Annotated in this window: 18 protein-coding genes and 1 pseudogene; 11 read left to right on the forward strand and 8 right to left on the reverse strand. The window is 65.7% G+C overall.

Annotated elements, in window-relative coordinates:
* Window positions 1-205: 205 nt before the first annotated feature.
* The 3 genes and pseudogenes from ACOJB8_RS15095 to ACOJB8_RS15105 form a co-directional block, all read right to left on the reverse strand.
* Window positions 206-1,105 carry a LysR substrate-binding domain-containing protein gene (locus ACOJB8_RS15095; RefSeq protein WP_475013155.1) on the reverse strand — a complete coding sequence of 300 codons (900 nt, stop codon included), beginning with the start codon at window positions 1,103-1,105 and terminating at the stop codon, window positions 206-208.
* A gap of 255 nt (window positions 1,106-1,360) precedes the next feature.
* On the reverse strand, window positions 1,361-1,810 hold the full coding sequence (locus ACOJB8_RS15100; RefSeq protein ID WP_069266248.1) for an HU family DNA-binding protein: 450 nt from the start codon (window positions 1,808-1,810) through the stop codon (window positions 1,361-1,363).
* Between the two features lie 504 nt (window positions 1,811-2,314).
* Window positions 2,315-2,925: pseudogene (locus ACOJB8_RS15105) on the reverse strand (aminotransferase-like domain-containing protein); the annotation flags it as partial.
* On the opposite strand from ACOJB8_RS15105, the gene ACOJB8_RS15110 reads away from it, so the two are divergent.
* The 5 genes from ACOJB8_RS15110 to ACOJB8_RS15130 all read left to right on the forward strand — a co-directional run bounded on the left by ACOJB8_RS15110 (window position 2,892) and on the right by ACOJB8_RS15130 (window position 7,596).
* The gene (locus ACOJB8_RS15110; protein ID WP_475013290.1) at window positions 2,892-3,299 is read left to right on the forward strand and encodes a carboxymuconolactone decarboxylase family protein; all 408 of its coding nucleotides are present in this window, start codon (window positions 2,892-2,894) and stop codon (window positions 3,297-3,299) included. The pseudogene ACOJB8_RS15105 and the gene ACOJB8_RS15110 overlap by 34 nt on opposite strands.
* A gap of 227 nt (window positions 3,300-3,526) precedes the next feature.
* Window positions 3,527-4,210 carry a DJ-1/PfpI family protein gene (locus ACOJB8_RS15115; protein WP_069266245.1) on the forward strand — a complete coding sequence of 228 codons (684 nt, stop codon included), beginning with the start codon at window positions 3,527-3,529 and terminating at the stop codon, window positions 4,208-4,210.
* Between the two features lie 172 nt (window positions 4,211-4,382).
* Complete coding sequence (locus ACOJB8_RS15120) at window positions 4,383-4,712, forward strand: hypothetical protein (RefSeq protein WP_069266244.1); 330 nt, start codon at window positions 4,383-4,385, stop codon at window positions 4,710-4,712.
* A 293-nt stretch (window positions 4,713-5,005) separates the two neighbouring features.
* Window positions 5,006-6,502, forward strand: coding sequence for a DASS family sodium-coupled anion symporter (locus ACOJB8_RS15125; RefSeq protein WP_368727832.1), 1,497 nt, complete (start codon window positions 5,006-5,008; stop codon window positions 6,500-6,502).
* A 41-nt stretch (window positions 6,503-6,543) separates the two neighbouring features.
* Window positions 6,544-7,596, forward strand: a complete 1,053-nt coding sequence (locus ACOJB8_RS15130) for an Ldh family oxidoreductase (RefSeq protein WP_406952263.1) — start codon at window positions 6,544-6,546, stop codon at window positions 7,594-7,596.
* Window positions 7,597-7,678: 82 nt separating this feature from the next.
* Here the strand turns inward: ACOJB8_RS15130 and pobA are convergent, their stop codons facing one another.
* The gene (pobA, locus tag ACOJB8_RS15135) at window positions 7,679-8,851 is read right to left on the reverse strand and encodes a 4-hydroxybenzoate 3-monooxygenase (RefSeq protein WP_342946442.1); all 1,173 of its coding nucleotides are present in this window, start codon (window positions 8,849-8,851) and stop codon (window positions 7,679-7,681) included.
* 236 nt (window positions 8,852-9,087) lie between these two features.
* On the opposite strand from pobA, the gene treF reads away from it, so the two are divergent.
* The 4 genes from treF (at window position 9,088) to ACOJB8_RS15155 (ending at window position 14,962) form a co-directional block, all read left to right on the forward strand.
* Window positions 9,088-10,935, forward strand: coding sequence for an alpha,alpha-trehalase TreF (treF, locus tag ACOJB8_RS15140; RefSeq protein WP_475013158.1), 1,848 nt, complete (start codon window positions 9,088-9,090; stop codon window positions 10,933-10,935).
* 116 nt (window positions 10,936-11,051) lie between these two features.
* On the forward strand, window positions 11,052-11,735 hold the full coding sequence (locus tag ACOJB8_RS15145; protein ID WP_069266238.1) for an HAD family hydrolase: 684 nt from the start codon (window positions 11,052-11,054) through the stop codon (window positions 11,733-11,735).
* 207 nt (window positions 11,736-11,942) lie between these two features.
* On the forward strand, window positions 11,943-12,902 hold the full coding sequence (locus ACOJB8_RS15150) for a glycosyltransferase family 2 protein (protein ID WP_342946444.1): 960 nt from the start codon (window positions 11,943-11,945) through the stop codon (window positions 12,900-12,902).
* Window positions 12,903-12,991: 89 nt separating this feature from the next.
* Window positions 12,992-14,962, forward strand: coding sequence for a PAS domain-containing hybrid sensor histidine kinase/response regulator (locus ACOJB8_RS15155; protein ID WP_475013161.1), 1,971 nt, complete (start codon window positions 12,992-12,994; stop codon window positions 14,960-14,962).
* 34 nt (window positions 14,963-14,996) lie between these two features.
* Here ACOJB8_RS15155 and ACOJB8_RS15160 read toward each other — a convergent pair whose 3' ends face one another.
* Both ACOJB8_RS15160 and ACOJB8_RS15165 read right to left on the reverse strand, forming a co-directional pair.
* On the reverse strand, window positions 14,997-15,830 hold the full coding sequence (locus ACOJB8_RS15160; protein ID WP_475013163.1) for a class II glutamine amidotransferase: 834 nt from the start codon (window positions 15,828-15,830) through the stop codon (window positions 14,997-14,999).
* A gap of 62 nt (window positions 15,831-15,892) precedes the next feature.
* On the reverse strand, window positions 15,893-16,567 hold the full coding sequence (locus ACOJB8_RS15165; RefSeq protein WP_368727829.1) for a MarC family protein: 675 nt from the start codon (window positions 16,565-16,567) through the stop codon (window positions 15,893-15,895).
* 245 nt (window positions 16,568-16,812) lie between these two features.
* Here ACOJB8_RS15165 and ACOJB8_RS15170 point away from each other — a divergent pair, with 245 nt between their 5' ends.
* Both ACOJB8_RS15170 and ACOJB8_RS15175 read left to right on the forward strand, forming a co-directional pair.
* Window positions 16,813-17,028, forward strand: a complete 216-nt coding sequence (locus tag ACOJB8_RS15170; protein WP_028205546.1) for a DUF3311 domain-containing protein — start codon at window positions 16,813-16,815, stop codon at window positions 17,026-17,028.
* The gene (locus tag ACOJB8_RS15175; RefSeq protein ID WP_475013165.1) at window positions 17,025-18,500 is read left to right on the forward strand and encodes a sodium:solute symporter family protein; all 1,476 of its coding nucleotides are present in this window, start codon (window positions 17,025-17,027) and stop codon (window positions 18,498-18,500) included. The genes ACOJB8_RS15170 and ACOJB8_RS15175 overlap by 4 nt, the downstream gene beginning before the upstream one ends.
* Before the next feature lie 61 nt (window positions 18,501-18,561).
* Here ACOJB8_RS15175 and ACOJB8_RS15180 read toward each other — a convergent pair whose 3' ends face one another.
* Window positions 18,562-19,179, reverse strand: coding sequence for a glutathione S-transferase family protein (locus ACOJB8_RS15180; protein ID WP_475013166.1), 618 nt, complete (start codon window positions 19,177-19,179; stop codon window positions 18,562-18,564).
* 13 nt (window positions 19,180-19,192) lie between these two features.
* The gene (locus ACOJB8_RS15185; protein ID WP_069266232.1) at window positions 19,193-19,558 is read right to left on the reverse strand and encodes a YciI family protein; all 366 of its coding nucleotides are present in this window, start codon (window positions 19,556-19,558) and stop codon (window positions 19,193-19,195) included.
* Window positions 19,559-19,647: the final 89 nt, after the last annotated feature.

Consider the following 19,647-nt stretch of genomic DNA (forward strand, 5'->3'; position numbering starts at 1 on the left):
CCGGCGCCGGAACTGGCTGACGAGCCAATCCGGCGAAGCGAGCGAGACCGCGCAGCTAAAACCTACACGCTGCACAAACCAGCCTCGGGCGCAAGCCCTGGCTGGTTTTTTTATGGCCGCCGGGTTTTAGAAGCGATCCTCCAGGGTGTTCTCACGCAACGCCACAACTTGCGCCGTTTACGCGCCATTTACACGAGCGCAAGACTCAGCGCAGTCGCGCCAGCGCGGCGCCGGCGTGCCACACGAATGCGTCGCTGAGCGCCGTCGCCGCGCGCTGCGCGCTGCGCACGACATGGAGCGCGCTCGACAGCGTGGGCGTGAAGCGTTTCACACTCACCCGTGCGCTCGCGTGCTGGGCGGTCAGCGCGTCGACGAGCGCGATGCCCATCCCCGCTTCCACTATCGCCACGACCGATTGCGCGAGCGCCGCTTCGACGCCGGGCTCGCGCACCACCCCGCATTCGGCAAAGAGCCGGTCGATGGAGAGGCGCGCCTCGCTCGCCGCGGCAAACGAAATGAAGCGTTCGCCCGCGCAGTCTTGCGCATGAATCACGCGTTTGCGCGCAAGCCGGTGTCCGCGCGGCACGATGCAGCGCAGCGGCCATTCACCCAGATACTCGAGACGCGCGCCAGGATGCGCGACGGCTTGCGCGACGAAACCGAGATCGCAGCGTTGCGCCGCCACGCGCTCGGCAATCCCGGCGGCTTCGCCAGTCAGCAGTTCGAAATCGACGCCTTCGTGCTCGCTTGCAAACGCGGCGGCCACGCGCGGCAGGAAGTCGGCGCAAAGATCCGCTGAAGCGGCAACGCGCACGACCCCGCGCCGTTGTGCGCGAATCTGCGCGGCCGCCTGAGCCACGCGCTCGAAGCCGAAGAACGCGCGCTCGACTTCATCTTGCAGCGTATGGGCCTCGACGGTCGGCAGCAAACGCCCCTGGCGCCGCTCGAAAAGCGCGAACCCCATCCTGGCTTCGAAGTCGGCAAGCAAACGGCTCACCGCAGGCTGAGAAATGCCGAGCGCCTGTGCCGCGCGCGTGACGGTACCCCAGTGCATCAGCGCGCGAAACGCTTCCACCTGCCGCAAACTGAGGTCGGTTGCCTGCATAACACTATGCTATGGAAATTTAAATTAGCGGGTCTACGACATCGTTTTCGTACGACATGAATGACACTGATGCCTCTAACACAGGGACATCATACCGGATACCTGACCATAACATCAGAGCATAGATATGCATGTTCTGTGCGCATTGCACGCACCAAATGAAAAATCCCCGTGAGCTCGACGCCAACGGGGATTTTTTGGTACTGACAGGTAACCGCTACCCGAAGGTCGCGGCTTCAAGCGCAATCAGCGCAATCAGGCTGCTGCTGCGTCCTTCAGCTTCTTCAGGGCGCGCGCCTTGATGCGGACCGATGCGGGCTTCGCCGGGAACCAGCGCTCTTCACCCGTGAACGGATCCTTGCCGAAGCGCTTCTTCTTCGCCGGCACGGCCTGGACGACGATCTTCAGAAGGCCCGACAGCGTGAATTCGCCAGCGCCCTTCTTGTGGACCGAACCGAGGATCGTGTCTTCCAGCGCGGCGAGCACGGCCTTGGCAGCCTTCGGCTCGACGCCTGCACGTTCAGCGACGTGGGTAGCCAGCGAGGCCTTCGTGAAGGTGTCCTTGATCGGCGTCGGTACGCCGGACGCCTTCACGGCGACCTTCTTAGCTGCGGCCGTCTTGGTGGCGGGCGCTTTCTTTGCGGCAACCTTCTTGGCCGGGGCAGCTGCCTTTTTTGCGGCCACTTTCTTTGCGGAAGTCGGCATGTTTCTCCTACCAGTGTTGGTCAGTGAATCGAAGAAGCACTGCGGAATGCACGTGCTTCAACGGCGGATTCTACATACGCGCAAGCGTTTTGCGTGAAGCTTTTGCATTGTCGTTACGATTTTGTTGCGCAGCGCTGACTCTCGAACACATTTTGACGCCTGTTTACAGGGGTAAACGTGCACCTGGCGCAGCCGGATCACCGACGGACGATACGCTTCGGTGGGGCGCAGCGCACGGCGCGTTCGACAGGAAAGCGCCACACGTATGGCGTTTTCTCGCGATTTCGGCTGCCATGCCGGTGTCGCCGCGACGGCAAAATGCAGTCAAAGCGTGCGCAGCAGCGTGGCGAGCGATGTTAGCGCGGCGTCGATACGCTCGGCGTCGACCCCACCGTAACCGAAAAGAAAACCGCTCTGCACAGGCGCTTCGAGATGAAACGGTGCGAGCGGATGCAGCCCGATCGACGCGCTGCGCGCGGCCTGCGCCACCGCTGCAGCGTCGAGCACGTACACGAGCCGCGCCGCTTTCGGCAGCCGCGCGACGACGAGCCCGTCGTGATCCACCGGCACCGGCACGACCTTCGCGCCCAATGCGGCAAAGATGTTGCGCGTGAGCAGATCGAGCGCCTGCTGCGCGCCCTGCGTGACAATCACGTCCTGCCAGATGCCCTGCACCGCGCGGTTGAAAGCAAGATAGCGCGACACCGCAAGGCGCAGCTTCTCCTCGCCCGCCGGATCGCGATACATGCCGAAACCGCGCGCCTGCACGCGCAGCGCATCGTTGATGCAGCGCCGCCAGACGTCGAAGGGAAAGCGCGACTTGTCGGTGACACCGCCCGCGAAATCGCAGGCGAGCCGCGTATCGAGGCGCGGCAACGAACCGTGCAGCGCCTCGGCTTGCGCCTGCGCGCCCCGCGCGGCGCCTTGCCGGTACGCGTGGAAGTGATCGCCGCGGTGGCCGCGCGTATCTGCGGATTCGGATGACCGTGCTCGCCCGCGGGCAGGCGTTCGAGCGTCTGCGCCACGAAAGTGCCCGAGCCGCGCCGCGAGTTCAGATAGCCTTCGGCGAGCAGCCGTTCGAATACGTCGAGCGTGGTCTTGCGCGAAACGCCGAGTAGAGCGCGCGAGCAAAAGCTCGCTTGAAAAGCCCCTCGCGGAACTGGTGCGCCTGCGCGCTTCGCAGATCAACGGCTGCGCCTATTGCGTGGACATGCACACCGCAGATGCGCGTAAAGGCGGCGAAACCGATCGCCGGCTCGCTACGGTATCGGTGTGGCGCGAAACCCCGTTCTTCACCGAGCGCGAGCGCGCGGCGCTCGAATGGACCGAATCAGTCACGCTGCTCGCGCAAACGCACGTACCCGACGAAGTGTGGGAACGCGTGAAGCCGCATTTCAGCGACCAGGAGATCGCCGACCTCACGCTGCTGATCATCGCGATCAACGGCTGGAACCGCATCGCGGTGACGTTCCGCAAGATGCCGGCTTGAGTCCGAAGCAGCAAGCGCGCTGCTTCAGCTGCCGCAAATTAAGCAGCGACTGAACGCGGCGCGGGTGTCGATCACCGAGTGCTTTCCGATTGCGGCTCGCGCGCCGCTGGCAGTTTTTGCGCGGTTTTTGGCATGGTTGTGGAGCGGCGCGAGATTACAGTGATTCCCGAATCATCGGCACACCGCGTCGGCCTTTTCGACAGCCAAACCTTGACCGGGAACACCACATGGCACTGCAGATCGGATTTCTCGTCTTCCCCAACGTTCAACAGCTCGACCTGACCGGCCCATACGACGTGCTCGCCTCGATGCCGGACACCCGCGCGCGGCTCATCTGGAAGACGCTCGACCCGGTGCGCTCGAGCACCGGCCTCATGCTCACGCCCGACACGACCTTCGAGGACTGCCCGCCGCTCGACGTGATCTGCGTGCCGGGCGGCAGCGGCGTCTCCCAGCTGATTCCAGACGACGAGACGCTCGCGTTCCTGCGCCGCCAGGCGAGCACGGCGCGCTACGTCACTTCGGTTTGCACGGGTGCGCTCGTGCTCGGCGCGGCCGGGCTGCTGCGCGGACGCCGCGCGACCACGCACTGGGCCTTCCACGAACTGCTGGAGCCGCTCGGCGCGCTGCCCGTGAAAGCGCGCGTGGTGCGCGACGGGAACGTGCTGACCGGCGGCGGCATCACCGCGGGTATCGATTTCGCATTGACGCTCGCCGCCGAACTGATCGGCGACGAGGACGCCCAGGCGCTCCAGCTCGAACTCGAGTACGCGCCCGCGCCGCCGTTCGATGCGGGCGACCCCGCCAGCGCACCGCGTGCAATCGTGGAAAGGTTGCGCGCGCAGACAGCCGCATCGCTCGCCGCACGCGCACGCGTAGTCGCGGCGGCGGCCGCGAAGCTCGGTGCTTGAGCGCCCGTTGAGGCCGCCGGGGTAACTACTGCGGTTACCGGCAAGCCAGGGTCAGCGCTTGCTACCGTCTTTGATGGGGATCGATTACATTGAGCAACGGGCGCGCCGCAGTCGTTTGCGCCCGTCCTCCCAGACCTGGGTAAGTCGTTCAAATCAACCATTAAGGGAATCAATGCGCTCCACAACCAGCAAGCTGACTCTCGCCGCGGCGACCGCCGCATTCCTGATCGGCGTTGCCGCGCCGGCATTTGCGCAAACGGAAGCCAGCGCACCCGCCGCCACGGCCTCGCAACCGCTCACCAAGGAACAAAAGGCGCAGGCCAAAGCTCAAGCCAAAGCGCAGCGCAAGGCCGAACGCAAGCAGGCCCGCGCGAAGAACAATGCCGAGTTGAAGAAGCTGGAAGACGCAGGCTACAAGCCGGCGCTGAACGACCCGAACTATCCGCAGAACCTGCAGGACGCACAGAAGAAAGCTAACGCTGCTGCAGGCGCCAGCCAGTAATTCGCGTCAGCGGTCGTTTTAACCGGCTGTTTTGCCGGTTAAAACGCCTCCACCCTCAACGTGCCCGCATCATCCGCAGCATGCTGCAACGCTGCGCTTCCCCCGCCTTCGCGCTCGCGCACTCCCGCTGTACACACTAAACGCTTCATCAGTCGAATGGCAGTACCATCCGCGAAGCGAATGCGCTGACTCGTTCGCAAGCCGCCACACCGCCGCTTTTCGATGCTGCATGCGCTCTGCCAGAAGCGACACGCGAGCCATGCCGCGTGCATGCCCAACAGGGAGTCATCGCCATGAACGCACCCCAGCCAGCCGCCAACGCGAGCGCGGCGCCCCAGAAAAAAGGCATACCTGTGGGCCTGATCGCGGGCGTGGTCGCGCTCGTCGTCGTGCTTCTGCTGCCCCTGCCCGATAGCCTCCCGCCCGCCGGCCAGCGCATGCTCGCCATCCTCGCGTTCGCCGTGGTCGTGTGGCTCACCGAAGCCGTATCGTACGAAGCGAGCGCCATCATCATCACGTCGCTCATGGCGTTTCTCGTGGGCACCGCGCCCACCATCGAAAACCCCGCTGTCGATTACGGCACCAACAAAGCCATCAGCATGGCGCTCGCGGGCTTCTCCAATTCCGCGCTCGCGCTCGTGGCCGGCGCACTCTTCATCTCCGCGGCGATGACCGTCACCGGGCTCGACCGGCGCATTGCGCTCGTCACGCTCTCGCTGATCGGCACCACCACGCGGCGCATCCTGATCGGAGCGGTCGCCGTGACCATCGTGCTCTCGCTCGTCGTACCGAGCGCCACCGCGCGCAGCGCGTGCGTCGTGCCGATCATGGTGGGCGTCATCTCGGCGTTCGGCGTCGACAAGCGCTCGAACATCGCGGCGGGCATCATGATCGTGGTCGCGCAAGCCACGAGCATCTGGAACGTCGGCATCCAGACCGCCGCCGCGCAGAATCTGCTGACCGTGGGCTTCATGGACAAGATGCTCGGCGCGCGCGTCACGTGGCTCGACTGGCTCATTGCGGGCGCGCCCTGGGCGATCGTGATGTCGGCGGCGCTGCTCTTCATCGTGCTGAAGATGCTGCCGCCCGAAGCCGATGCCATCGCGGGCGGCAAGGAGGCCGTCGAAGCCTCGCTGCGCGAACTCGGCCCCATGACGGGCCCGCAGAAACGCCTGCTCGGGGTGTCCATCGGCCTGCTGCTCTTCTGGGCGACCGAAGGCAAGCTGCACCCGTTCGACACCACTTCGGTCACTTACGTGGGGCTCGTGCTGCTGCTGTTGCCGCGCTTTGGCGTGATGGACTGGAAGACCGTGCAAAGCCGCATTCCGTGGGGCACGGTGATCGTGTTCGGCGTGGGCATCAGCCTCGGCACGGCGCTGCTCACGACGAAAGCGGGCCAATGGCTCGGCGACCTCGTCGCGCATCACACCGGGCTCGACACCGCCACGCCGTTCATGGCCTTCGCGATTCTCTCGGCCTTCCTCATCCTCATCCACCTCGGTTTTGCGAGCGCAACGGCGCTCACCTCCGCGATGTTGCCGATTCTCGTGTCGGTGCTGCAGTCCATGCAGGGCGACTTCAACCGGCTCGGTCTCACCATGCTGCTCGGCTACGTGGTGAGCTTCGGCTTCATCCTGCCGATCAACGCGCCGCAAAACATGGTGTGCCTCGCCACCGAAACGTTCACGGCGAAGCAGTTTGCGCGCGTGGGCATCGTGCTGACCGTCGTAGGCTATGTGTTGTTGCTGCTGTTCGCCGCGACGTGGTGGCGCTGGCTGGGCTGGATCTGAACACTGCACCCGAACGCTGCACGGTTAGCAAGGAGCCGCTCATGGAAGTCAGGATCGACGACGCACGCCGCTTCGCCACGGCCGTGCTCACGAACGTCTCGGTGCCCGAAGACATCGCCGCCGACGTGGCCGACCATCTGATCGAATCCGACCGCGTGGGCTACGCGAGCCACGGCCTGTCGATCCTGCCTAACTACAAGCGCGTGCTGGCCGCGGGCTTCGTCACCGCAGACGGCCGCGCCGAGCGCGTCGTCGACCGCGGCAGCCTGATCGGCTATGACGGCCACAGCGGCTTCGGACAGCACATTGGCAAGGTCGTGATGGAAGACGCGATCGCTCGCGCGCGCGAACATGGGCAGTGCATCGTAACGCTGCGTCATAGCCATCACCTGGGGCGCATGGGCCACTACGGCGAAATGGTTGCGGCGCAGGGCTACGTGCTGCTCGCCTTCACCAACGTGGTCAATCGCGCGCCGACCGTCGCGCCGTTCGGCGGACGCGAGCCCCGGCTCACGACCAACCCGCTGTGCTTCGCGGGTCCGCTGCCGGGCGGGCGGCCGCCTTTCGTCGTGGATATCGCCACGAGCGCCATCGCCGTGAACAAGGCGCGCGTGCTCGCCGAAAACGGCCTGCCGGCGCCTGACGGCTCGGTGATCGACGCGAACGGCCAGCCGAGCACCGACCCCAACGTGTTGTTCGCCGACCCGCCAGGCGCGCTGCTGCCGTTCGGTCTGCACAAGGGCTATGCGCTGGGTCTCGTGGCGGAACTGCTCGCGGGCGTGCTCTCGGGCGGCGGCACGATCCATCCGGACAACCCGCGCAATGGCGTGGCGACCAACAATCTGTTCGCACTGGTGCTCGATCCGCAGGTGGACTTCAACACGACGTGGCGCTCGCAGGAGGTCGAATCGTTCCTCGACTATCTGCTCAGCTGCCCGCCGCAGGATCCGTCGCAGCCGGTGCAGTACCCTGGCCAGTACGAAGCGGAAAATCGTGCGCGGCACATGCAGACGATCACGCTGCCCGCCTCCGTGAGAAAGCCGTTCGCCGACATCGCCACCGAACTGGGCATTGCGCCGCTTACGGCGATTTGAGGCGATCCAACGCGACGCTGTAAATAAAAAACCGCGCGAACCCTGCGGGACTCGCGCGGCCGTTTCATGCGTTGAGCTTACCTCACACGGCAACCGCGCCCACGTAGTTCTCGGCCATCGCCGTCGCGGCGGCGCGGGACGTGGTGACATGTTCCAGTTCGGCAACCTGCAGGCGCTGCTCGAACGGCGTGGCGTCGTCAAGGCGGTGCATCATGCGCGTCATCCAGTAAGAGAAGTGTTCGGCGCGCCAGATGCGGCGCAGCGCCGTTTCGCTATAGCCATCGAGCAGATCGGTGCGGCCTTCCTGGTAGAACGCCACGAGCGCCGCGGTCAGCACGCGCACGTCCGCCACCGCGAGATTGAGGCCCTTCGCGCCGGTCGGCGGCACGATGTGCGCCGCATCGCCCGCGAGAAAGAGGCGGCCGTGCTGCATCGTGGTCGTGACGAAGCTGCGCATGCCCACGATGTTCTTCTGGAATATCTTGCCTTCCACCACCTGGTGGCCTTCGCGCGAATCGACGCGCGCGTGCAGCTCGGCCCAGATGCGGTCATCGGACCAGTTGTCGACGTTGTCCGTCGGATCGCACTGGAAGTACATGCGCTGCACGTTCGGCGAGCGCGTGCTGACGAGCGCGAAGCCGCGGTCGTGCCGCGCGTAGATCAGCTCGTCGGAAGTCGGCGGCGCCTCGACGAGAATACCGAACCAGCCGAACGGGAACACGCGCTCGTAGTCCTGGCGCAGCGCCGCCGGAATCGAGGCGCGCGACACGCCGTGGAAACCGTCGCAGCCGATCACGTAGTCGCAGTGCAGCTCGTGCTCTTCGCCTTCGTGCGTGAAGCGGATCGACGGCGTGCTGGTTTCGACGCCGTGAATCGACGTGTTCGAGACATTGAAGAAGAGCTTGCCGTCCGCGGCCACGCGCGCCGCCACGAGGTCCTTGAGCACTTCGTGCTGCGCGTAGACGGTGATGGCTTTGCCCGTGAGGCCGGTGAGATCGATGCGGCGGCGCTTGCCTTCGAACGCGAGTTCGAAGCCGTGATGCACTGCGCCTTCGGCCTTCATGCGCTCGCCGACGCCCGCTTCGGTGAGCACGTCCATCGTGCCTTGCTCGAGCACGCCGGCGCGTATGGTCGATTCGATCTGCTCGCGGCCACGCAGCTCGATCACGACCGAGTCGATGCCACGCAAATGCAGAAGATGGGAAAGAAGCAGGCCCGCGGGCCCGGCGCCAATGATGCCAACCTGGGTGCGCATGAGATGTCTCCTGATGCGGCGTTGCTTGAATTGATTTTTGGCAAGTTTCGCCGCAGCACGCGTTATCGCGCAACGCGATATGGAGAATATGGACTATCTCTATTTTGAATAGTGTTGCAGTCGCCAGCCGTCTCGCATCGCCATTGTGCGGAACGGAAATTGCTCATTGCCACGCTTCGCCTGCGCCCCAGGTTTGCGCACTGGCGCGCTCGTCGCCCCTCAAAAACATCAAGGCCATGTCCTTCCCGTTCCGCTCCCGCACGCCCACATCCGCCACGACATCCCGCCCCGTCCCGTTTGCCGCCACGCTCGCCGCTGCGCTGTGCCTCGCCTGGCCGCTCGCGCAAACCGCCCATGCCGCCGACGCACAAGCCGACGTCGCAGCCTCCGCTAGCGCACCCGCCAACGCGCAGGAATTACAAACGCCCGCGCGATCGGCAAGGCCGGTTCGCTCGCCGGCGCAGCATGACGCCGCAAAAGAGAGCCGGCCCGCCACGCCCGCCGACCTCTATGGCCGCCTCTATCACGACGTGCAGCTCGCGCAGATCTTCCCCGACGGCAAGACGTTTGCCGACATACTGCCCAACGAGCGCCCGAGCCAGATCACGGCCGCCTACGAGCGCTGGCGCCAGCAACACGCGGGGCTGCACGACAGCGCCGCGCGCAAGGCCGCGCTCGCGCAGTTCGTGAACCGGTACTTCACGGCCCCGGCGCAAACCGAAGATCACTACGTTTCCGATCCGAACCAGGATGTCGTCGGCCACATCGACACGCTCTGGAACGTGCTGAGCCGCCGCCCCGACGCAAAGCCGAATCCGTATTCGTCGCTGCTGCCGCTGCCCTATGCGTACATCGTGCCGGGCGGGCGCTTCAACGAAATCTACTACTGGGATTCGTACTTCATCATGCTCGGCCTGGAAGCGAGCGGCCGCCACGAACTCGCGCTCGACGAGCTGAGCAACTTCGGCGCGCTGATCGACCGATACGGCCACATCGCGAACGGCAATCGCACGTACTACCTGAGCCGCTCGCAGCCGCCGTTTTTCGCGCAGATGGTGAGCCTCGTTGCGGAAAAAGACGGCGACGCCGTGTACCTCCACTACCTGCCGCAACTGCGCAAGGAATACGACTACTGGATGGCCGGCGCGCAGACGCTCAAGCCCGGTCACGCCGCGCGCCACCTCGTGCGCCTGCCCGACGGCACGCTGCTCAACCGCTACTGGGACGCGCGCAACCGCCCGCGCGACGAGTCGTACCGCGAGGACATCCTGACCGCGCGCGCCACGCCGCAACGCGACGCCTCCGACCTCTGGCGCAACCTGCGCGCGGGCGCGGAAACGGGCTGGGACTACAGCTCGCGCTGGCTCGCCGACGGCCAAACGCTCTCGACTATCGATGTGACCTCGCTCGCGCCGGTCGACCTCAATTCGCTGATGGTGATCCTCGAACGCACGCTCGCGAAGGCCTATGGCCTCAAGGGCGACGCGCGCGAGGCCGAACTGATGACGAAGCGCGCGCAACAACGCGCCGACGCCATCGACCGCGTGCTCTGGGACCCGCAACTGCATGCCTACAGCGACTACGACTTCGCGCACCGCACGCTCACGCACCGGCTCACGGCGGCGACCGTCTATCCGCTCTATGCGGGCGTGGCGACGAAGGCCCAGGCGCAGGAAGTGGCCGCCGCGGTGCGCGCCGGGCTGCTGCGCCCCGGCGGCCTCGCCACCACCCAGGTCGCGACCGGCCAGCAATGGGACGAGCCGAACGGCTGGGCGCCGCTGCAATATCTCGCGGTCATGGGGCTGCGCCGCTACGGCGCACAGGACCTCGCGCAGGAGATCGCCACGCGCTGGATCGCGACGAATCTCGCCTACTACGCGCGCACGCACAAGCTCGTCGAGAAGTACGACGTGAGCGCGTCGGCCACGAAGGCCTCGTCGGCGGGCGGCGGCGAATATCCGCTGCAGGACGGCTTTGGATGGACCAACGGCGTCCTGCGCGTGCTGCTGCAGATGTATCCGCAGACGGGCGCCGCGCAAGGCGCACCGGCGGCGTCCGGCGCGGCCGCGGCCAGCACGCCCTGAGGCGCCGCCGCGCGCCCGCCGCGCCGCGCGCCCGCCGCGCCGCACGCCGGCGGCGCGCGGCGTACACTTTTTGCGCCACCGCAGCGTAATCGTCGTATAGCAACCAGGAGCCCCCCATGCGCAATGAAACGGCCTTTTTGTTCGACCTCGACGGTACGCTCGTCGACAGCGTGTATCAGCATGTGCTCGCATGGAAGGAAGCGCTCGACGCGGACGGCATCGAGCTCTCGGTGTGGCGCATTCACCGGCGCATCGGCATGAGCGGCGGTCTCTTCATGAACCAGTTGCTGCGCGAGACCCACGAGGCCCACGAGTCGATCGCCCCCGAGCGCATCGCGCGCTTGCAAAAACTACACGCCGACGCCTACCGCCGCCACGCCGACCAGGTGCGCCCGCTGCCCGGCGCCCGCGCGCTGCTCGACACCCTCAGCGCGGCGCAAGTGCCCTGGGCGATCGCGACGAGCGGGCGGCTCGCCACGGCGTCCGTGAACCTGCAGGCGCTCGGCGTGGACCCGTCCGTCACGACGGTAGTCACGCGCGACGAAGTGCGCCACGCCAAGCCCGACCCCGATCTTTTCGTCGCCGCGGCGCTGCGGCTGAACGTGCCGATCGAGCGCTGCCTCGTGGTGGGCGACAGCGTCTGGGACATGCTAGCGGCCCAACGCTGCCGCGCGCTCGGCATCGGCCTGCAGTCGGGCGGCTACGGCACCGAGGAGCTGCAACGCGCGGGCGCGCTACGCGTGTACGAAGATCCCGCCGACCTGCTCGACCACCTCGACGAAGTCTGCGCTCGCGATTGAGCCGCTGATCGAGCCGCCGCTCGGACTGATTGCGCGCGCCGCCGCACGCGGCGCGAAAATTGCGCAGCTCTCGGCTGTGCAGTGCAGCACCGCGGCTGCGCCGCCCCGCCTCTGGCGCACGTCATGTACTGCATGTCGCGCGCCATCGGCGTATGCTGACATAGGTCAATTCGACAACTCACCGGCCGGCTCCCGCCGCCTGCTGCGATGAACGACTCCGCCCCTGCCCCCGGAACTCCCAGCGCGCCGCGCGTGACGGTGGTCGTCCTCACGCGCAATCATGTACGTCAAACCGTCGATACCGTTGCGCGCCTCACCGCCCTTCCAGAACACCCGGACGTCATCGTGGCCGACAACGGCTCCACCGATTCCACCGTCTCCCTGCTGGCGTCGCTCTTTCCGCAAGTGCGCATCGTCCAGTCGCTGGGCGATCACGGCATGGCCGGTTTCAATCGCGCCGTGCTGCTCGCGCGCACCGACTATGTCGCGTGCTGCGACGACAGCACCTGGTTCGCGCCCGGCGCGCTCGCGCGTGCGGCGCACCTGCTCGACGCCCACACGCAGGTGGCCGTGCTCAACGCGCGCGTGGTGAGCGGCGATGAGCGCGAAATTCACCCCGCCTGCCTGATGCTCGCCGCCACGTCGCCGGGTACGGAAGGCGAAGCCGGGCCTGCGCTCGCGAACTTCATGGCCGGCGCGTGCATTTTCCGCGCGGCCGTGTTCCACGCGCTCGGCGGCTACGAGGAGCGGCTGTCACACGGCGGCGCCGAAGAGCTTGCCGCGCTCGACATGCTGTCGGCCGGCCACCAGATCGTTTATTGCGAGCAGGCGCTCGCGCATCGCGAGCCGCTTTACCGCTGGTTCACGCGCGCGCAGCAATGCTCGCTCGCGCGCAACACCGCCTGGGTGGCGTGGATGCGATTGCCCGCGCGCGATGCGATCGCGGCGACCGGCCGTGCGCTCGCGGTGTTCGCGCGCCAGCGCTCGCTCGGGCCCGCGGGCGTGGCGCTGCTGCGCGGCGCGTTCTGGACGTTGCGCGCACGCCGCGTGGTGCCGCCGCACGTCGTGCTGCTCACCCGCCAGGTACGCCGCGCGGAACGCCACGTGCGCGCGGGCATTCCGGCAATGGCCGAAAAGTACGACCGCTCAGGGCAGCGCGCGTGGTAAGCTGCGACGCCCGCTGCGTGCGGGCCGTCCATTCAGGAGGCCGGAGCCTGTCAATCTTGTGAACAGGCCCTATGACAGACCCGAGGACCATGACGACGCCCGACCCCGGCATCGCCCAGCAAAACACCGTCGCCGAAAGCCACCACGAACGCCGCTTCGAGGCGCTCGTGGAGCCGATCGAGGACTACGCGATCTTCCTGCTCGATACGGGCGGCTACATCGTGAGCTGGAATCGCGGCGCGGCCCGCATCAAGGGCTATGAAGCGCACGAGATCATCGGCCAGCATTTCTCGCGTTTTTACACCGACGAAGCCAACGCGCGCCGCTGGCCCGATCACGAGCTGGAGCAGGCCGCGCTGCACGGACGCTTCAACGACGAGGGCTGGCGCGTGCGCAAGGACGGCTCGATGTTCTGGGCCAACGTCGTCATCACCGCGCTGCACGAGAGCGACGGCTCGCTCTCCGGCTTTGCCAAGGTCACGCGCGACCTCACCGCCGAACGCCGCCAGGTCGAAGCGCTGCGTCTTTCCGAAGAGCGCTTTCGCCTGCTCGTGGAAAGCGTGAGCGACTACGCGATGTTCATGCTCGATCCGCAGGGCAACGTGGTGAGCTGGAACACCGGCGCGACCAACCTGAAGGGCTACCGTCCGGCCGAGATCGTCGGCCAGCATTTTTCCGTGTTCTATCCGCCCGACGAGGTCGCCGCCGGTCAGCCCGAACGCGAGCTGCGCCGCGCGAAGGAGTTGGGCCGGGTCGTGAGCGAGGGCTGGCGCGTGCGCAAGGACGGCTCGATGTTCTGGGCCAGTGTCACGCTCACCGCGGTGCATGACGGCCAAGGCCGCCTCACGGGGTTCGCGAAGGTCACGCGCGACATGACCGAAAGCCGCCGCACCGACGAACTCGAGCATTCGAGCGAACAGATGAAGCAGTTCCTCGCCTTGCTCGCGCACGAACTGCGCAACCCGCTCGCGCCGGTGCGCAACGCCGTGGCCACGATGCGCCTCATGGATGCGCCGAGCCCCGAGATCGAGCGAGCGAGCGAAATGATCGACCGTCAGATCGTGCACCTCACCCGGCTCGTGGACGACCTGCTCGACGTCGGGCGCATCACGTCGGGCAAGATCGAGTTGCGCGAGGCGCCGCTCGACCTGCACGAAGTGGTCGCGCACGCCATCGACGCGGCGCAGCCCTTCACCTCGGCACGCGGTCAGCACGTGGACGTGCAGATGCCCGACGAGCCGCTCACCATGAAGGGCGACCACACGCGGCTCGTGCAGGTGCTGCAGAACCTGCTGCACAACGCCTCGAAGTTCTCGCCCGACGGCAGCCGCATCGTCGTGGACGTGCGTTCCGCCGCGCGCGCCGTGCAGATCCAGGTGCGCGACGAAGGCCGCGGCCTGCGGCCCGGCACATACGAGTCGATCTTCGGCCTCTTCAGCCAGGACCGCTCGGCGCCGGGGCCCACGGAAAACGGGCTCGGCATCGGCCTCATGCTGTGCCGCTCGCTCGTCGAGCTGCATGGCGGCACCATCTCCGCCAGGAGCGACGGGCCCGGCAAAGGCAGCACGTTCACGATCCGCCTGCCGTTCGCGCGCGAGGCCACGCATGCCGTGCAGCCGCCGCCGCTCACGCCGGACACGGCCGAGCTTGCCGCGCTGGCCGAAGCCGGCGTGCCGCCGCTGCGCGTGCTCGTGGTCGACGACAACCGCGATTCGGCCGACAGCCTCGCCATGCTGCTCGAACTCAAAGGGCACGACGTGCGCGTGGCCTACAGCGCCGCCCACGCGCGCGAGGAAGTGGACGGCTTCACGCCGGACGCCGCGCTCATCGACATCGCCATGCCCGAGATCGACGGCTACGCGACGCTGCGTGCCCTGCGCGCGCTGCCGCCACTCAAGCACACGCTGTTCGCCGCGATGACCGGCTTCGGCCAGGCTGCCGACATCGAGCTCACGCACGAAGCGGGCTTCGAGATGCATCTCGTGAAGCCCGTGGACGTCACGCTGTTCGACGAGGTGCTCGCGCTTGCGGCGGCAAGGCAAAGGCGCCGCAGCGCGTGACGTTCGACTTGTCGCGCCCTTGAGTTACGGTGCCTTAAGGTGAGATAGGTGCGAACGGCCGGTATTCGACCTCGGGCCCGCGCACGACAATGGCCGTCGATTCCGGCACTTCGGCCCATACATCGGGCGCATCGCCAAGTGGCTCGGAAACGAGCAGATACGCGTCGTCGCCGGCTGCGATGATGCGCGGGTCGTCGGGATACAGTTCGCGCAGATGCCGGAACGCCGTGGTGTGATAAAGCGAGCGGGAATTGCGCTCGCTCGAATAGCGCACAGCGACGATCTGCTCGCCGTCGCATGCGCAAACCGTCATGTTGAGCGCCGGCTCGACGCCATACTTTTGCGCGGTTGCCTCCACAAAACCCGCCATGCGTTCCAGCGCAAGAACGGGCTCGACTTCGAGGCCGAACGTCATCGCGAGATAGAACATCGTTTCCGAATCCGTCGACCCCTCGAGCGCATTGAAGCGCCCCGGATCGATCGCGACCAGCAGGTCGCGCCGCATCAGCGGATAGCTGCGGATCAGACCGTTGTGCGCAAAGATCCAGCGCCGGTGCCGAAACGGATGGCAGTTCGTTTCCTGCACCGGCGTATGCGTGGCCGCGCGAATGTGCGCGACGAACATGGGCGCACGCACCGCGCGCGCCAGTTCGCGCAGGTTGCGGTCGTTCCAGGCGGGATGCACGCTGCGGTAACGATAGGGAATGTCGTGCGGGTCCTGATACCAACCCATGCCGAAGCCATCGCCATTCGTGGTGGTCGCGCCTTTGGTGGAATGCAGGCTTTGATCGATCAGCGAATGCCGTGCGTGAAACAGCACGGTTTCGAGTTGCACGGGGTTCCCGCTATAAGCGAGCCAGCGGCACATGATGGTCTCCTTCGCGTGAGGACGCTTGTGTACGCCGGCCTGCTCACGAGCTACAGGCGCCGCTACTTCGCGGCGCGCAGGTCGGCGATCGGCGTGAGAAAGCCGGTCAGGCCAGTCAGTATGATCTGCACCCCGATGCACAGGAGCAGAAACGACGACACGCGCATGGCCACGCGCGTGCCTTCCACACCCAGGTACTGCGAAAGCCGTGCGGCGCGGCTGTACACGTAATAGATCACGAGCATGACGAGCGCGGAGATCACGAGCGACGCGAAGCTCGAGAGCAGCCACGCCGAAAGCTTGTGCGTGCGGTTGGCATTCAGCGCAATGGCCGTGGCGATGGAGCCCGGGCCGGTGGTGAGCGGAATGGTCAGCGGAAAAAAGGCTTTTCCGGAAGCCGAACTCGCGCTCACGGGCTTGACCGGATGATCGACCGCGGGCTCCGGCTCGGGCGCGTTGAGCATTTGCCAGCCGGCCACGGCTACGGCGAGGCCGCCGCCGATACGCAGCGCTTCCATTGAAATACCGAAGAAATGCAGGATGGGCGTGCCGACGAAAAAAGCCCCGACCAGCACGAAGAACGCGTTGATCGCCACGCGTTTGGCGAGCAGGCGCCGCTCTTCGTCAGTAAGCGTTGTGGTGCGATCGAGAAAAACAAAAGCACCGCTCAAGGGATTGATGATGCTGATGAGTCCGGTGAAACCGAACAGGATGTCTGAAATCAGGCTCTCGATCATGGAGTCGATCCGTTGAGGGCATGCGCAAAAAGCGCGCCGGGCTGCGAGAAGTGTAGCCGTATCGGCGTCGGGCGTGCCTGATCGATGTCGCTCGATGCCGCGAAAAATGGCGCGTTGCACCAATCTTTACGGCAAGCCCTTCAGTATTTTTGGCGGCTTTACGGGGCGCGTTCACAAGCATAGAGTGGGTGGCTTCGCACCCCGACGCGACGTTTCTTTTCTTCTCATATGAAAGAGGAGTTGCCATGTCACTGCGGTTGCTCGCTGCCTTGCCCTTTATCGGCATCCTGCTAGGGGTGCCGTTCGTCAATCGCACCGAGCCGCTCGTGCTCGGCATGCCGCTCGTGCTCGCATGGATCGTCATGTGGGTGGTGCTGGCCGCGGTGATCATGGGGATCGTCTACCGGCTCGACCCAGTCAACCGGCTCTCGGGCGAAGCGGACGCGGAGGTGCGATCATGAGCGCCCTCATCATCATCGCGGCGATGACCTTCGTCGCGCTCTACCTCGGCATGCGCGCCCGCCGCGGGCACGACATGAACCTCGAGCAGTGGGCCGTGGGCGGCCGCAGCTTCGGCACCGCGTTCGTGTTCCTGCTGATGGCGGGCGAGATCTACACCACCTTCACGTTCCTCGGCGGCAGCGGCTTCGCCTATGGCAAGGGCGCGCCCGTCTACTACATTCTGGCTTACGGCACGCTTGCATACATTCTCTCGTACTGGATGCTGCCGCCCGTCTGGCGCTTCGCCAAGCAGCACCGGCTCGTCTCGCAGCCGCACTTCTTCGCGCGCAAGTACCAGAGCCCCGCGCTGGGCGTGCTGGTGGCTTGCGTGGGCGTGCTCGCGCTCGTGCCGTATCTCGTTCTGCAGCTCAAGGGCCTCGGCATCATCGTGACGACGGCCTCGTATGGCGCGATCTCCTCCACCGTGGCGATCTGGATCGGCGCGGCCGTGGTCACGGCTTACGTGATCGTTTCGGGCGTGCGCGGCTGCGCGTGGAACTCGGTCGTGAAGGACACGATGATTCTCGCCATCGCCGTGTTCCTCGGCATTTACCTGCCGATTCACCACTATGGCAGCCTGAGCGAGATGTTCCGCGCCATCGACGCCGCCAAGCCCGGCTTCCTCACGTTCCCGGCACGCGGCCAGAGCGTGACGTGGTTCCAGTCCACCGTGCTGCTCACGGCACTAGGCTTCTTCATGTGGCCGCATACGTTCATGTCGGTCTACACCGCGAAGAACGAGCGCATCTTCCGCCGCAACGCGATGATCCTGCCGCTCTATCAGCTTATTTTGCTGTTCGTCTTCTTCTGCGGCTTCGCAGCCGTGCTCAAGGTGCCGGGCCTCAAGGGCGGCGACATCGACCTCTCGCTGTTCCGTCTCGCCCTGCAGACGTTCGATCCATGGTTCGTGGGCGTGATCGGCGCGGCCGGCGTGCTGACCGCACTCGTGCCGGGCTCGATGATCCTCACCACGGCTTCGACGCTGCTCGCCAACGACATCTATCGCGGCGGGCTCGTGAAGAGCGCGGACGACGCGCAAGTCGCGAAGCTCGCGCGCGTTTTCGTGCCGGTGATCGCGCTCGTGGCAGTCGGCTTCACGCTCAATGGCGGCGACACCATCGTCGCGCTGCTCCTGATGGGCTACAACTTCGTCACGCAGCTGTTCCCGGCGATGGTGTGCAGCCTCTCCGCGCGCAATCGCGTAACGAAGCAAGGCGCGTTCTGCGGCATCGTGGCGGGCGTGCTGGTGGTGATCGTCACGACGCTCACGCATGTGAGCGTGGCTCAGCTGATTCCGTTCGCGCCGGACGCGCTCAAGGACGTCAACATCGGCTTCCTTGCGCTGTTCGTGAACGTGATCGTGCTCGTGGTGGTGAGCACGGTGACGCAGCAGCGCACGCATGTGGATCATGAGCATGCGCGGGCGCATTGATATGGCGTAACGCGGTAGCGAGGCGGCCCAATCGGCGAGATCCGGTTGGGCCGTTTTCCATTTATGCCGCCTTGCGCGCTTCGGCGATGCGCTGCGGCGCCTCGGGACGCGCGTAGAGGCGTTCGAGATACGCCTGCAAGCGCGGGAAGCTCTCCAGCAGTTGCACTTCGTTGGCCCAGTCCATCAGATACACCGTCACGCAGTCGGCGACCGAAAGCTTGTTGCCGACGATGAACTCGCGTCCTTCGAGGTGCCTTTCGAGCACCGCGGCCATGCTGCTGAAGTCCTCCCGCGCGAGTTCGATATCGGCGGTACTGCGCTTTTCCGGTGGATACAGGAACGAATGCCGCGTGATTCTCCAGAGCGGCTGCTCCAGTTCGGTGACCGCGAACAGGGTCCAGCGATACGCCTGCGCGCGCTCGTCGAGATCCGCGGGCAACAGCGCCTTCTCTGGATATTTATCCGCGAGATACAGCACGATGGCAGCCGATTCGGGAATCACGCGGTCGCCGTCGATCAGCACGGGCACCTTGCCTGCGGGATTGATGCGCAGGTATTCAGGCCGCTTGTGCTCGCCTGCGAGCAGATTGACCGAGATGAATTCGAAATCGGCGTCGACTTCCTTGAGGCCCCATAGCGCGCGCTGCGAACGCGTGCCGGCAAAACCATAGAGTTTCATGACGCGCCTCCGTTCACACACCGGGAATCGGCAGAACGGGCATCACCTCGACGGCCTCGCCCGGAAAAATCGAAAAGTGCGGGTGGCCTTCGAACAGCTTCGCAGCCTCTTCGTGCGATGCAGCACGGAAAACGGTATAGCCGGTTAGCGCGTTAGATGTGTCCGCGATGCCATGCTCGCCAATCGATTTCGTCTTGCCGAGCGGGCCGCCCATATCGACGATCGATGCCTTGTGCTTTTCGACCCACGCGTGCCAGGCCGCAATGCCCTCCTTTTCCTTCGCGTGCCGATCGGCTTCGGAAAGCGCCGCCCATCCCTTCATGCGCGCGTTGTCTTTGGTACCGAGAAAAACAGCGAGAAACAGTTTCTGATCGCTCATGTGTCCTCCAACTGCTGGTCTGGTTGCTGGTCTGAAAACGGGAGCAACGGTATGTCGCCCATCCGGCCTTGACAGCATAGGTTGATATC

The sequence above is a fragment of the Paraburkholderia sp. BR10141 genome (assembly GCF_056155635.1).